Consider the following 14,122-nt stretch of genomic DNA (forward strand, 5'->3'; position numbering starts at 1 on the left):
AGTCAGGAGACGTCGGCTTACATGTTGCACTGCAACATAGGTGTCGACGCCGCACCGCCGGCCACGGAGAAATGTCGTGAGCATCCGCAACCTGAAAGCGCTGTTCCAGCCGCGCTCGGTCGCTCTGATCGGGGCATCGCGCAGGCCGCATTCGGTCGGAAAGGTCCTGGCACGCAACCTGTTCCACTCTGGCTTCGAGGGACCGATCATGCCGGTCCACCGGGAGCAGGAGGCGGTCGAAGGCGTCCTGGCCTATCCTTCGGTGCGTGACCTGCCGCGCGTGCCCGACCTGGGTGTCATCGCCACACCGCCCGATGTCGTGGCGGATGTCGTGCGCGACCTTGGCGAAATGGGCACGCGCGCGGCCGTGATCATCACCGCCGGCTTCGGCGAGGGCGGCCGCGAGGAAGGCCAGACCCGGCGGCAGGCGGTCCTCGACGCGGCGCGGCCCTACACGCTGCGGCTGGTCGGCCCGAACTGCGTCGGCCTGATGCTTCCGGCGCTTGGCCTGAACGCCAGCTTCGCGCACATATCGCCGCTGAAGGGGGATCTGGCCTTCGTCACGCAGTCCGGCGCCATGGTGACGGCGATGCTGGACTGGGCGACACCGCGCGGCATCGGCTTTTCCCACATCGTTTCGCTGGGCGACAAGATCGACGTCGATTTCGGCGACACGTTGGACTACCTGGCAAGCGACGGCCGCAACCGCGCGATCCTGCTGTATGTCGAGGCGATCACCGACGCGCGGAAGTTCATGTCCGCGGCCCGCGCGGCCGCGCGGACCAAGCCGGTGATCGTCATCAAGGGCGGCCGCCAGGCCGAGGGCGCGAAGGCCGTCAGTTCCCATACCGGGGCGCTGGCCGGGTCGGACGCAGTCTACGATGCGGCGTTCCGGCGCGCCGGCATGCTACGCGTCTACGACTTGCGCGAACTGTTCGACGCGGCCGAAACGCTGGCGACCTCTCCGCCCATCACGGGCGAGCGCATGGCGATCCTGACCAACGGCGGCGGGCTGGGCGTGCTGGCGGTCGACGCACTCATCGGCGGTGGCGGCAAGCTGGCGGAGCTTTCGCAGGACACCCTCGGCAAGCTGAATGCTGTCCTGCCCGACACATGGTCCAGGGGAAACCCGGTGGACATCATCGGCGACGCACCCGGCGAGCGTTACGCCGAGGCGCTGAAGATCCTTCTGGACGAACCGGACGCCGACGCGGTGCTGGTGCTGAACTGCCCGGTCGCCGTGGCCGACAGCACGGACGCCGCCCACGCGGTGATCCGCACGCTGGGCGGGCGCCGGCATCCCGTCTTCACCTCATGGCTTGGCGAGGGCGCGGCGCAAGAGGCCCGTCAGCTATTCTCCGAGCGCCGCATCCCCAGTTACGAGACGCCCGAAGACGCGGTGCGCGGGTTCCTGCACCTGGTGCGCTACCGGCGCAACCAGGACGAGTTGATGGAGACGCCACCGTCTATTCCCACCGACTTCGAACCCGACCCCGCCGCCGCGCGCAAGCCTGTCGATGCCGCCCTGGCCGCCGGCAACCAATGGCTGTCGGAGGCGGAATCGAAAACGGTCCTGGCGGCCTATGGCCTGCCGATCGTGGAGACGCGCACCGCCTCGACCCCCGAAGAGGCCGTGCAGGCGGCGGAAGCCATCGGCTTCCCAGTGGCGCTGAAGATCCTGTCGCCCGACATCACGCACAAGAGCGAGGTGGGCGGCGTCAAACTGGAGTTGGAGGACGCCGACGGCGTCCGCTCGGCCGCCGAGGCCATGCTGCGGCGCGTCGCCCGGAACCGGCCGGACGCCAGGGTCGACGGCTTCACGGTGCAGCGGATGGTCCGGCGGGCCGGCGCGCATGAGCTGATCATCGGCGCCACCGAGGACGTGCTGTTCGGCCCCGTCCTGCTGTTCGGCCAGGGCGGCACGGCGGTCGAGGTTCTGCGCGACCAGAGCCTGGCGCTGCCGCCGCTGAACATGAATCTGGCCCATCGGATGATGGCGGACACCCGCGTCTATCGGCTGCTGGAAGGCTACCGGGACCAGCCGCGCGCGGCGCTGGACGAGATCGCGATGGCGCTTATCAAGCTGTCGCAACTGATCATCGACCTGCCGGAGATCGCCGAGGTCGACATCAATCCGCTGCTGGCCGACGACAAGGCCGTGGTGGCGCTCGACGCCCGTATCAAGGTGCAGCAGCCGACGGTAACGGGCACCAGGCGGCTGGCGATCCGCCCCTATCCGAAGCAGCTTGAGGAGCGGACGCGGACCCACGACGGGCTGGAAGTGATGCTGCGCCCGATCCGGCCCGAGGACGAGCCGGCGCTGCGCGAGGCGTTCAAGAAGCTGTCGCCGGAGGACGTGCGGCTGCGCTTTTTCACCCCCATCAGGGAACTGTCGCACCAGTTCGCCGCGCGGCTGACGCAGATCGACTACAACCGCGAAATGGCCCTGGTGGCCACCACGCCCGACAAGCCGGAGGACCTGCTTGGTGTGGTGCGCATCACGATGGACCCGGACAACCGCCGCGGCGAGTACGCGGTCGTCGTGCGCTCGGACCTGAAGGGGCGCGGCCTCGGCTATCTGCTGATGAACCGGATCATCGCCTATGCCCGGGCGCGCGGCACGGCGGAGGTTGTGGGCGACGTGCTGGCGGAAAACCGGGGCATGCTGGATATGTGCAAGGAACTGGGATTCGACCAGCACCACGACCCCGAAGACCCGCAGCTTATCCACGTGCGTCTCACGTTGAACAAGCGGGCGGCGTAAAAATCGGGCAGGAACACGTTCCAGCGTTGACGCGAGTGGGGCGGCGCCACTGTCGACGCCGCCCCTTACCCGTGGCTCGCCCGTCAGTTCATGAGCGTGCCCTGGCCAAGCTCTTTAAGGATGTAAAGCCCGCCATTCCGGTCGGAGCCGTACACCCAAGGTTTGCCAGGGGTCTTGTAGACACCCCAGATATCCTGGTTGCCGCCGTTTTCAAACTGGAACTCCAGGCTCTGATCGCTGTAGCGGGCGATCTCCACTGGATTGTAGGGATCGGTCACGTCCAAAACGAGCATCCCGTCCCAGTACCATGAGATATAGGCCTTCACGCTCCGCTCACCGTCTCTGTCCGGCTCGGTCGATTCCACAATGACATTGTGCGACGAATAGGTGCCGCCATCGAGGCAATCCGGACCGATCACGTTGGCGCTGCATTCGGTGTTGAACGTCGAAGCGAGGACCGGGTTCGCGGGGTCCGTGTAGTCCCAGATCCGTACGCCGCTCCAGCCATTGGGAATAGTCTCGACCTTCACGCTCGCGCCGGGCGCTCCCAGCACCAGGTCCGCCGCGCTTGCAACGCCTGCAATCGCCAGGCCGGTGCTGTGGCCGACAAAGACGCCGGGTAGATTGACGGGGTCGCCACCCATCACGACCAGCTCGTCGCCCCTGGCGGCATCGTTGAATACGACGACGCCGGTATAACCTGCAGCTTCCGCGTTATCGATCTTCTCGCTGAAAAAGCAGGTGCCGCGCTGGATAAGGGCGATGCTGTCGGAACTCGGCGCCGGGGGAACCATATCGCCGGGGCAGGCGAGACCGGCGTAGGTCGTCGGCCCCTCCATCACGGGGGGCGTGAGGTTGGCGATAGGCACCGTGATGTCACCCTCAACGGCTGGGTAGTCCCCCGCGGCCGGCCCCGAGGTGATCGAGAACACGGTCGAGAACGGCGCAAAATCCTCCTCGCCTTCCACGACGATACTGCCGTCTTCACTTGGCCAGACAGAATGGCTGTTGACCTCGCCGTCCTCGCTTGCGGGATCGAGCGCCACCGAGACAAGCCGTGGGTCAGTGACGTCGCTGATGTCGAGGAGAACGAGGCCGGCGTCCCAGTTCGCCAGATAGGCCTGCTGCCCGTCCTCGGTAATCGTGACATCGTGGAGGAAGCGGTTTCGCGAGGCTCCGAAGCCGTCGAAAAGATAGGCATCCAGATCGAGGATGATACCAAAGTCGTCCGCGTCAAGATCCGCCGCGTCGGTCTCACCCAGTCCCAGTTCGGCCAGCCTCAATTGCTCGGCGCCCCACCAGCCGACAAGCGTCGGTGCGGTCGGGATCGTGATGTCGAAGATCTGGAAATTCCCGAATTCGGATTCCACGACCGCGGCGACATAGTCTTTCTCTCCCTGCGTGAAGAGGAACAGGTTGTGCACGCCAAAGTCCTGAAAACCGAGTTCGTCGCGCAAGAAGGCGTTCACGTCATCCGTCTGTACCGAGGCCAGCCACATCGGATCTTCCGGGTCGTCGACGGAATAGATCTCGAAACCGCCAGGGCCGCCATTACACGATTCATTGGAATGGACGAGGATGTCACCCGAATTCATCGCCGCGGCCTTGACGTCGTTCGACCTGCTCCCGTCGGGCGACTGGATGATCGTCACCGGCGTATTCTTATCCTTTTGGGCGTTACGGACATCCCAGACCCAGATACCGGCCTCGAACGCGCCGCCACAAGGCTCGTCGAAAGTGCCTGTATAGGCATAATTGCCGAGTACCCAGACATCCGTCGTGCCGTCCGGCGACAGACGCGTGCCGCGCGCGGTTGGCGTAAGGTTCTTGATCACCTTGGCGTTCGGACCCGAGCTAACGAATTCGTCCGACAGGCTATCGCGCATAATCAGTGGCAGTTCCGGATCGGGCCGTTTGTTCGGATCGAGAACACCATGCTCGTGTGCGTCTTGATCCGGACCGTCCGTCACCACCTGAGGATGATCGGCAAGAGCCCAGACCGGAAGGGCAATAGCCAGCAAGATACTGAGCGCACCACGAAGTAGAAAAGCCATCTCGACTCTCCTTCGATTGATTGTGGTCATTGCGTCAAGCACAAGCAAATGTTTGCCCGGACTGCGCCTGCTCAGTATCTCCCCCCGATCCGGAGGTCCCCATTTTGCTTGCTTTATTTAATATACACCGAATTTAATCGGTGAGCGAGGTGCTTTTCTCTGCTGGTTTGTGGAAAAATGGTATGCTTGTCGGCGACTACGCGGGCGGACGCTTCGCTGCACCGACCGGGCGAGGCCATCAACGTCGCCAGCACTTGCCCGCCAGGCACCGCGCAAGGCTGGCATGCAGCCGCCGGTCTTGCGCCGCACGCGCGGAGATGCACAGTGGGCGGCCCATCCACCCCGCGCCCACGCCTGACTCGCCATAATGTCCCTGCTATTCGACGTCATCACGCAGATCACGCTGCCCATCGTCGCGCTCGCGGCGGGCGGGTTCGGCCTGCAGAAATGGGCAAGATTCGACGTCACCACGCTGAATCGCCTGCTGATCTATGCCACCTTTCCCTGCTTCATCGTCGTCACGCTGTCGAAGGCGACGATCCCGCTCAGCCAGGTGCAGGGCACGGCGATCTTCACGGTCGTGCAGTTCTTCGCGCTACTGGCCGTGGGTTGGTGGATCGGCGCGGGGCTTAAGCTGAGCCGGGAACTGCGGGTGATCGTGGCACTGGCCTGTGCCTTTCCCAACAGCGGCAACTTCGGCATCCCGGTGATCGAGCTGGCTTTTGGCCGGGATCTGGTGATCCATCAGGTGGTCATCACCTCGATCCACACGGTTATCATGCTGATCGTGACGCCGGTCCTTTTCGCCGGCGGCCAGGGCGGCTTTACCGATCATTTGAAGGCGATCTTCAAGACGCCGCTGATTCCGGCGGTCCTGCTGGGGCTGGGCCTGAACGCGCTGGGCTGGCGCCTGCCGCAGGTCATCGAGACGCCGATGGACACCCTGGGCAAGGCCTATGTCGGCATCGCGCTGTTCAGCCTGGGCGCGCAGCTTGCCGCGACGAACCTGCGCGTGCCCGTCGGATCCGCCGGCCTGGCGGTTGCACTACGCCTGCTGCTAGCGCCGCTACTGACGGGGCTGGCGCTCTTGGCCATGCCGATGCCGGCCGAGGTGAGGGCGCTGCTGCTGGTCGGCGCCTGCGCCCCCGTGGGGGTCCTGCTCACCATCTTTGCCGCCGAGTTCCGCGGCAATGTGGAACTATCGTCGGCGGTGGTGATCGCCTCGACCTTGGCGAGTCCGATCGTCGTCACCGGCGCGATGGTGGCCGTGCAGCTCTGAATCCCAGTTTCAGGGCGTTTCCGTCTGTTCCGCCGGCTGATTGGCGGGGTGGTCCAGCGCATAGCCCGCCGCGCGCACCGTGCGGATCAGGTCCGATTCCTCCCCGGAATTCAGCGCCTTTCGCAGACGCCGGATATGCACGTCGACGGTGCGCGGCTCGACATAGACGTCGTGCCCCCACACGGCGTCCAGCAATTGCTCGCGGCTGAACACGCGGCCCGGATGCTGCAGAAGGTGGCGCAGCAGGCGGAACTCGGTGGGACCCAGATGGACGTCGCGATTGTTCCGCCTGACGCGGTGTGCCGCCAGGTCCATCATCAGATCCTCGAAGGACAGCGTCTCGCTGGTAAGCTGCGGCTGCGAGCGGCGCAGCACCGCACGGATGCGGGCGATCAACTCCGCCGGCGAGAACGGCTTGGTGACGTAGTCGTCGGCTCCGCTATCCAGGCCGCGAACCTTGTCGGCCTCCTCTCCGCGCGCGGTGAGCATCAGGATCGGGGTATCGCGCGTCTCCTGCTGCCGGCGCAGGCGACGGCAGACCTCCAGGCCCGAGGTCAGCGGCAGCATCCAGTCCAGAAGGATCAGGTCCGGCCGCTCCTCGGCGGCCATCACCAGCGCTTCCTCACCGTCCTGCGCGGAAGCGACGCGGAACCCCTCCCTCTCAAGGTTGTAGCGCAAGAGGGTGACCAGGGCGGTCTCGTCCTCGACAACCAGAACCAAAGGCTTCATTCGTCGTCGCCTCCGTTGCCGTCTTCATCCGGACGCGGCGGCTCCATCACCGCGTAGGAGGAAGTGTCGCCCTTCGGGCGGCCGCCTTCGATGTACTCGCCGGTGACAAGGTAGTGCACGGTCTCGGCGATGTTGGTGGCGTGGTCGCCGATACGCTCGATGTTCTTGGCGATGAACAGCAGATGCGTTCCCGGCGTGATGGAGCGCGGATCCTCCATCATGTAGGTCAGCAGCTCGCGGAAGAGAGAGGTGTACATCTCGTCCACCTCCTCGTCGCGATGCCAGACGTCGATCGCCTTCTCCGCGTCCCTTTCGACATAGGCGTCGAAGGTGTCCTTGACGATGGACTGCACGAGGCGCGCCATCCGGGGCACGGTATAGACCGGCTGCACCGGCGGCATCTGGTTCAACGCCAGCGCCCGCTTGGCGACGTTCACGGCATAGTCGCCGATGCGCTCGGTGTCGCTCGCGATCTTGAAGGCGGCGATGATGTCGCGCAGGTCGGTCGCCACCGGCTGGCGCAGCGCCAGGATCCGCACCACCGCCTCCTCGACATCGTGCTCCAGGTTGTCGAGCCCGGTGTCGGCGTTGACCACCCGCCCGGCCAGGTCGCTGTCGCGTTTGACCAGGGCCTCCACCGCGGATGCGAGCTGGCTTTCCGCCAGACCGCCCATGCGTGCGATCTGCTGGTTGACGCTCTTGAGCTGCTCGTCGAACGACTTGACGATGTGTTCGTGCTGCTGTCTTGCCACGATGCCTCCTCGCCGGCCCCGCCTCAGCCGTAGCGGCCGGTGATGTAGCCGAGCGTGCGCTCGTCCTTGGGATTGGTGAAGATCGCCTCGGTCTCGTCGGCCTCGACCATCTCGCCCAGGTGGAAGAAGGCGGTGCGCTGCGAGACGCGGGCGGCCTGCTGCATATTGTGCGTCACGATGACGATGGTGTAGTTGCCGCGAAGCTCGTCGATCAGCTCCTCGATCTTCGCCGTCGCGATGGGGTCGAGGGCCGAGCACGGCTCGTCCATCAGGATGACTTCCGGGCTCACCGCGATGGCGCGCGCGATGCACAGGCGCTGCTGCTGACCGCCGGACAGGCCGGTGCCGGGGACGTTCAGGCGGTCCTTTACCTCGTTCCAGAGGCCGGCGCGCTGCAGCGAGGTGACGACGATCTCCTCCAGCTCTTCCTTGTTGTTGGCGACGCCGTGGATGCGCGGGCCATAGGCGATGTTGTCGTAGATCGACTTGGGAAACGGGTTCGGCTTCTGGAAGACCATGCCGACACGCGCGCGAAGCTGCACGACATCCAGGCGCGGGTCGTAGATATCCTCGCCGTCCAGGGTGATCCGGCCCGTGACCCGGCAGATATCGATCACGTCGTTCATGCGGTTGAGGCAGCGCAGGAACGTCGACTTGCCGCACCCCGAAGGCCCGATCAAGGCCGTCACCTCGTTGCCGCCGAGGTCCAGGTCGATGTCCTTCAGCGCCTGGTTGGTGCCGTAGAAGACGTTCACGTTGCGCGCCGCGATCTTCGCCGGCTGATCGCTTCCCGCATCGGGCGACGCGCCGGTCGCCTCGGGAATCTCGGTGGCTGCGGCAGTGGCTTGCAGTTCGGCCATATCGCTCTCCGCTAGATCGTCGCTACCAGCGCCGTTCGAAGCGCTTGCGCAGGAATACCGCGACCGCGTTCATGGTAATCAGGAACGCCAGCAACACCATGATGGCCGCGGAGGTTTTCTCGACGAATGCACGCTCGGGACTGTCGGACCACAGGAAGATCTGGACCGGCAGGACCGTCGATGCATCGGTGAAGCCGGACGGGACGGCGACCACGAAGGCCACCATGCCGACCATCAGAAGCGGCGCGGTCTCGCCCAGGGCCTGGGCCATGCCGATGATCGTGCCCGTCAGCACGCCCGGCAGCGCCAGGGGCAGCACGTGATGGGTCACGGTCTGAATGCGCGAGGCCCCGATGCCCAGCGCCGCCTCGCGGACCGACGGCGGCACCGCCTTCAGCGCCGAGCGCGCCGAGATGATGATCGTGGGCAGCGTCATCAGCGCCAGCACGATACCGCCGACCAGCGGCGAGGAGCGCGGAAACCCGAAGAAGTTGATGATCACGGCCAGGCCCAGCAAGCCGAACACGATCGACGGCACGGCAGCCAGGTTGTTGATATTGACCTCGATCAGGTCCGTCAGCCGGTTCTTCGGGGCGAATTCCTCAAGGTAGATCGCCGCCAGAACGGCCACCGGGAAACTCAGGAGCAAGGTGACGAACAGGGTCAGGAACGAGCCGACGGCGGCGCCCAGGATACCGGCCTGCTCGGGCTCGCGGCTGTCGGTGCCGGTGAAGAAGGTGGTGTTGAACTGCAGCTCGATAAGGTCCGCCTCACGCAGGCTGTCGTACCACCCAAGCGTCCGATCGTTCACAAGTCGGCGATTTTCGGGAAGCGTCCGGTCGACATAGCCCTTGTGCAGCATGTCGATTTCGTCGTCCGCCTTGACCCAGACCGTCTGCGTGGTGCCGACCAGAGCGGGGTTGTCCAGGACCATGTCCTTGATGGCACGCGGTGCCCCGCCACTGACCAGCCTGTGCAGCTCGCGCTGTTCGCCCATGTCCCGCACGGACGGGAAACGGCGTTCGATTGCCTTGAACACGAGCGCGCGATAGTTCGCGTCGGCCATCGCTTCCGGCGTATCGCCCTCCGCCATGATGACGGTTTCGTCCATATGTACGTCGAGCGCGATATGGGTCTGCAGGAACGCGCTATAGCCATTGAGAACGATGCTGCCCAGCAGTACCGCCAGCATCCCGACGGCCGCCAGGACGGCAAGCAGCCCATACAGCCGGAAGCGCCGCTCCGCCGCATAGCGCTTGCGCAGCCGCGCATTTGAAAGGTCGGGCCGGCGGACGGTCGCCTCTTCCGCCGTTTGCGCCATCTCACTCATACTTTTCCCTGTACTTGCGGACGATGTGCAAGGCGACGACGTTCAGGCAAAGCGTCGCCGCGAACAGCGTGATGCCGAGCGCGAAGGCCGCCAGTGTCTTGGCGCTGTCGAACTCCTGGTCGCCGGTCAGCAATGCGACGATCTGCACCGTTACCGTGGTCACCGCCTCCAGCGGGTTGGCGGAGAGGTTGGCGGCCAGACCGGCCGCCATGACGACGATCATCGTCTCGCCGATGGCCCGGCTGATCGCCAGCAGGATGGCGCCCACGATACCGGGCAGGGCGGCGGGAAAGACGACCTGCTTGATCGTCTCCGACTGCGTCGCTCCCATCGCGTACGCGCCGTCGCGCAGCGACTGCGGCACCGCGTTCATGACGTCGTCGGACAGGGACGAGACGAAGGGAATGATCATGATTCCCATGACAGCGCCGGCGGCGAGCGCGGATTCCGACGAGGCCTCCAGCCCGAAGGCCGCGACGGCGTCGCGCACGAAGGGCGCCACCGTCAGGGCGGCAAAGAAGCCGTAAACGACCGTCGGAACGCCGGCCAATATTTCCAGCAGCGGTTTCACCGTCGCCCGGATCCGCTTGGGCGCGTAATCGGACAGGTAGATCGCCGAGAACAGTCCCACCGGCACGGCGACAAGCATGGCGATCAGCGTGATCAACAGCGTGCCGGCGAACAGCGGCACCGCCCCGAAACTGCCCTCCGCCGCCACCTGCCCCTCGCGGATGGCGGTCTGCGGATTCCACTTCAGCCCGAAGAGGAAATCGAAGAATGGAACCCGGCCGAAGAACCGCATAGCCTCGAACAGAAGCGACAGGACGATGCCCAGCGTCGTCATGATGGCGATGGTGGAGGCGACGATCATCACCACCGTCATCACCCGCTCGACCCGGTTGCGCGCGCGCAGGTCCGGCGAGATCAGCCGCCGCCCGATGGCCAGCCCGGCAATCGATGCGCACAGCGCCACCACAAGCATGACGGCGCGGCCGATCTCGAAGACGCGATTATAGGCCGCCGCCGCCGCTTCCAGTTCCGGCGTCACCTCGCGGAAGACGTTATAGCCGGCGGCGATGTTCTTCACGTCGACGATCAGCAGCGCCAGCCGATCCGCCTCCTGCTCAAGCTGCTCGGCGGGCAGGTTCTGAACCAGCACATACTCGGCGACGTGCGGCTCCACGAAGAACCAGATGGCGGCGAGCAACACACCTGGAAGGCCGCACCACAGGGCGACGAACATGCCGTGGTAGCCGGGCAGCGAATGCAGATGCGCCGGGCGCCCGCCGCTCACGGCGAAGGCCCGCCGGCGCCCCACCCAGTAACCGAACCCGACAATGAGGACCAGCGCGATCAGATACAGCGTGACTTTCATCGTGAACCCGTCGCTGCCTGCCCGGTTATCGATGCCGTCGTGAAGAACATGGTCGACCGAAAGTAGCTAAGGAAATCGGCTGAAAGCCCAAGGCGAGCGGCCCCGGCCGGGAACTCGATCCCCGGCCGGGGCCAAAGCTGCATCAACCCATGAAGTCGTCGGGATTCAGCGGCTCGAAGCTCCGCGCCTTCTCTCGCCACGCCTTGCGCTCGTCGTCGGGCAGCGGGATCAGGCCCTTCTCGACCAGATAGCCGTAGCGGCCCCAGGTGCCTTCCTTGGTGAACTCCTCAACATACTCCTTGATGCCGGGGATCACGCCGACGTGCGCGTTCTTGACGTAGAACCACAGCGAGCGCGACAGCGGATACTTGTCGGAGGAGATGTTCGACACCGTCGGCTCGAAGCCGTTGACCTTGGCCGCCTGGAGCTTGTCGCGGTTCTGGTCCAGGAAGCTGTAGCCGAAGACGCCGAAGGCATTCTCGTTCGCCGTCAGCTTCTGCACGATCAGGACGTCGTTCTCACCCGCCTCGATCCAGGCGCCGTCGGCGCGGTAGGTCAGGCAGGCCTTCTCCATCTCGCCCTCGGGCAGGCTGGCGACCGTCTCGAACTGCTCACAGCCGGCCTCCATCGCCAGTTCGTTGAAGGCGTCGCGCGTGCCGGAGGTCGGCGGCGGGCCCAGGACCTCGATCTTCCGATCCGGCAGGGAGCCGTCGATATCGCTCCACTTCTGATTGGGGTTCATCACCAGCTTGCCGTCCTGGGGGACCTTCTCCGCCAGGGCCAGCCAGATCTGCTTGGTCGTCAGGCTCACAGCCGAGGCATCGGCCGAGTTGGCGATCACGATGCCGTCGGAGCCGATCTTCACTTCGGTGACCTGCTTGATGCCATTGTCCATGCACCGCTTGACCTCGGACGCCTTGATGCGGCGCGAGGCGTTGGTGATGTCCGGGTGCTGCACGCCGATACCGGCGCAGAACAGCTTCAGGCCGCCACCCGAGCCCGTCGACTCGATGACCGGGGTCTTGAACTCGGTCTCGCGGCCAAAATGCTCGACCACGGTGCTGGCGAACGGATAAACCGTCGACGAACCGACGATGCGAATCTGATCGCGCGACTGTGCCGAGGCCGGCTGCGCGGCAACGGCGGCCACTGTCGCCATGGCAGCAATCGCAAGGCTCTTCTTTATCACGGTTGCAACTCCGTCTGTCTTGGAGTGGACTTGCCGCTCCATACCGCTTGCCCGGCACGAAACGGCTGGCCGCCCTATTCCCTCAACGGCCGTGCGCGAGTCCTAGCCCCGAACGGCCTCGCTTTTACTACAGGGCCATGACAGTTTGATGACAGCCAGCGCCTGACCATTTCCGGCCCTCAAGATACGAGTGAATGCTAACAATTTGATATTCGGGGCCTTTTGCGCTCATCCAGCGTGAAGGCGGAACCAGGGGCGGGCGTTCATGACGGTCGTCGCGCGGCGTTAACGGCCTGTCACAGTTGGCTTTATTCAGCCGCCTGATCACTTGATTCCGGCTCCCCGGTCGGCAGGTACACGGTGAACCGCGTTTCCTGCCCCGGGGTGCTGTCGATCTCAAGCTGGCCGCGATGGCGGTTGACGATGTGCTTGACGATGGCAAGCCCAAGGCCGGTGCCGCCAAGCTGGCGCGAACGCGCCTTGTCCACGCGGTAGAAGCGCTCCGTCAGGCGCGGGATGTGCTCGCGGGGAATGCCCTCGCCCTGGTCGATGACCGAGACGGCGGCCCCGCGCCGGGCGCGTCGGGACGGGCGCCCGGTCGAGCGGTCGGCGGGCTGCGCCACGACCCGGATCGGCGTACCCGCCCGCCCGTACTTGATGGCGTTGTCCACGAGGTTCTGCAGGACCTGGGTAAGCTGGTCCTCGTCCCCCACGACCGTCAGGCTGCCGCGATCCGGGGTGTCGACCTCGATGGACATGTCCTTTTCCCGGGCTTTCAACTCAAGCGCACCGACAACGCGGTCGATGACCTTGCGCAGATCGGCGCGCTCCGTCGGCGGAGTGTGCTCGTCCAGCTCGATGCGCGACAGCGACAGCAGGTCCTCCACCAACGCCGACATCCGCTTGGCCTGTTCCAGCATGATGTCCAGGAAACGGTCGCGCGCCTCTGCATCCTCCTTGGCGGGCCCCTGCAACGTCTCGATGAAGCCCAGCAGGCTGGAAAGCGGCGTGCGCAGCTCGTGGCTGGCGTTGGCGACGAAATCCGCGCGCATCTGCTCGGCACGCCTTATCGCCGTGACGTCGTGCAGCGTGACCACCGCGACGCCCCCTTTCGGCCCGGTTTCCCGCAAGGCCGCAACGCGGGCGCTGAAGTAGCGTTCGATCTCGCCCGGCGAGGTGAACTCCACCTCGCGATGGCCTTTTTCTGCAAGCACCTTGTCCACGGCCTGCAACAATTCCGGATTGCGCAGGACGGTTGCCAGCGGGCGGTCCTCGATGTTCTCTCCGAAGAGATCCCCCGCAGCCGGATTGGCCCGGGTGACGACACCGTCGGCATCGATCAGCAGAAGGGGATCCGGCAGACCTGAAAGAACCGCTTCGTTGCTGTTGATGGCCGCCCGCAGCTCCCGCCGCCGGACCTGACGTTCCCGGGCGCTTTCGGCGATGGCCTCGGCCAACTCGGGATCGATGCCGGGCGACGTCACCTGCGGCGGCTCGGGCAGCGTCGCATCGCGGTCGAGCGCGGTGCGAAGCATCTCCACGAATCGGCGCAGGCTCGCCATCTCGCTGGAATGCCGCGCCAGCAGCGCGGCGATACCGCCGGCGGTCACCACAGCGGTGACGATCGCGGGGATGAGCGGCATCACCCCGGCGACGCCAAGCACGGCCAGCGTCCCGACGGCCGGCGCGGACAGCAACGCCGTCGAGCGCATCAGGCGTTGCCTGTACTCCCGTCTGCCCGCCGCCCTTCCACGCTGCAGCATCACCGCTTCGCCTCCTCGCCTTTCCGT

10 protein-coding genes are annotated in these 14,122 nt (G+C 65.5%); 2 read left to right on the plus strand and 8 right to left on the minus strand.

The features are described from left to right. Nucleotides 1-76: 76 nt before the first annotated feature. Nucleotides 77-2,764, plus strand: coding sequence for a bifunctional acetate--CoA ligase family protein/GNAT family N-acetyltransferase (locus DRB17_RS04800; RefSeq protein ID WP_114581043.1), 2,688 nt, complete (start codon nt 77-79; stop codon nt 2,762-2,764). An 83-nt stretch (nt 2,765-2,847) separates the two neighbouring features. Here DRB17_RS04800 and DRB17_RS20810 read toward each other — a convergent pair whose 3' ends face one another. After that, a complete protein-coding gene (locus tag DRB17_RS20810; protein WP_161958701.1) occupies nt 2,848-4,818 on the minus strand; it encodes a PA domain-containing protein in 1,971 nt (656 codons plus the stop codon). A gap of 367 nt (nt 4,819-5,185) precedes the next feature. Here DRB17_RS20810 and DRB17_RS04810 point away from each other — a divergent pair, with 367 nt between their 5' ends. Next, nucleotides 5,186-6,097: an AEC family transporter gene (locus DRB17_RS04810; protein ID WP_114581045.1), complete on the plus strand. Its 912-nt coding sequence runs from the start codon at nt 5,186-5,188 to the stop codon at nt 6,095-6,097. 9 nt (nt 6,098-6,106) lie between these two features. Here DRB17_RS04810 and phoB read toward each other — a convergent pair whose 3' ends face one another. From phoB to DRB17_RS04845, 7 genes are all read right to left on the minus strand, one after another. Continuing rightward, nucleotides 6,107-6,826 (minus strand): phosphate regulon transcriptional regulator PhoB, encoded by a 720-nt coding sequence (gene phoB, locus DRB17_RS04815; protein ID WP_114581046.1) that lies wholly within the window; start codon nt 6,824-6,826, stop codon nt 6,107-6,109. After that, complete coding sequence (gene phoU, locus DRB17_RS04820) at nt 6,823-7,578, minus strand: phosphate signaling complex protein PhoU (RefSeq protein ID WP_114581047.1); 756 nt, start codon at nt 7,576-7,578, stop codon at nt 6,823-6,825. The genes phoB and phoU overlap by 4 nt, the downstream gene beginning before the upstream one ends. A 23-nt stretch (nt 7,579-7,601) precedes the next feature. Next, nucleotides 7,602-8,438, minus strand: coding sequence for a phosphate ABC transporter ATP-binding protein PstB (gene pstB, locus DRB17_RS04825; RefSeq protein WP_114581048.1), 837 nt, complete (start codon nt 8,436-8,438; stop codon nt 7,602-7,604). Nucleotides 8,439-8,460: 22 nt separating this feature from the next. Further along, a complete protein-coding gene (gene pstA, locus DRB17_RS04830) occupies nt 8,461-9,768 on the minus strand; it encodes a phosphate ABC transporter permease PstA (RefSeq protein ID WP_114581049.1) in 1,308 nt (435 codons plus the stop codon). Then, on the minus strand, nt 9,761-11,143 hold the full coding sequence (pstC, locus tag DRB17_RS04835) for a phosphate ABC transporter permease subunit PstC (protein WP_114581050.1): 1,383 nt from the start codon (nt 11,141-11,143) through the stop codon (nt 9,761-9,763). The genes pstA and pstC overlap by 8 nt, the downstream gene beginning before the upstream one ends. Before the next feature lie 142 nt (nt 11,144-11,285). Next, nucleotides 11,286-12,332 carry a PstS family phosphate ABC transporter substrate-binding protein gene (locus DRB17_RS04840; RefSeq protein WP_114581051.1) on the minus strand — a complete coding sequence of 349 codons (1,047 nt, stop codon included), beginning with the start codon at nt 12,330-12,332 and terminating at the stop codon, nt 11,286-11,288. A 308-nt stretch (nt 12,333-12,640) separates the two neighbouring features. After that, on the minus strand, nt 12,641-14,095 hold the full coding sequence (locus tag DRB17_RS04845; RefSeq protein WP_241503744.1) for an ATP-binding protein: 1,455 nt from the start codon (nt 14,093-14,095) through the stop codon (nt 12,641-12,643). Nucleotides 14,096-14,122: the final 27 nt, after the last annotated feature.

Source organism: Ferruginivarius sediminum (genome assembly GCF_003344765.1).
In the GTDB taxonomy this organism is placed as follows: Bacteria; Pseudomonadota; Alphaproteobacteria; order Kiloniellales; family Rhodovibrionaceae; genus Ferruginivarius; species Ferruginivarius sediminum.

What these genes read in the sequence shown, in the direction of transcription:
- DRB17_RS20810 (WP_161958701.1), bottom strand. Translation starts at nt 4,818, where the DNA reads ATGGCTTTTCTACTTCGTGGTGCGCTCAGTATCTTGCTGGCTATTGCC.
- DRB17_RS04810 (WP_114581045.1), top strand. Translation starts at nt 5,186, where the DNA reads ATGTCCCTGCTATTCGACGTCATCACGCAGATCACGCTGCCCATCGTC.
- phoB (WP_114581046.1), bottom strand. Translation starts at nt 6,826, where the DNA reads ATGAAGCCTTTGGTTCTGGTTGTCGAGGACGAGACCGCCCTGGTCACC.
- pstB (WP_114581048.1), bottom strand. Translation starts at nt 8,438, where the DNA reads ATGGCCGAACTGCAAGCCACTGCCGCAGCCACCGAGATTCCCGAGGCG.
- pstA (WP_114581049.1), bottom strand. Translation starts at nt 9,768, where the DNA reads ATGAGTGAGATGGCGCAAACGGCGGAAGAGGCGACCGTCCGCCGGCCC.
- pstC (WP_114581050.1), bottom strand. Translation starts at nt 11,143, where the DNA reads ATGAAAGTCACGCTGTATCTGATCGCGCTGGTCCTCATTGTCGGGTTC.
- DRB17_RS04845 (WP_241503744.1), bottom strand. Translation starts at nt 14,095, where the DNA reads ATGCTGCAGCGTGGAAGGGCGGCGGGCAGACGGGAGTACAGGCAACGC.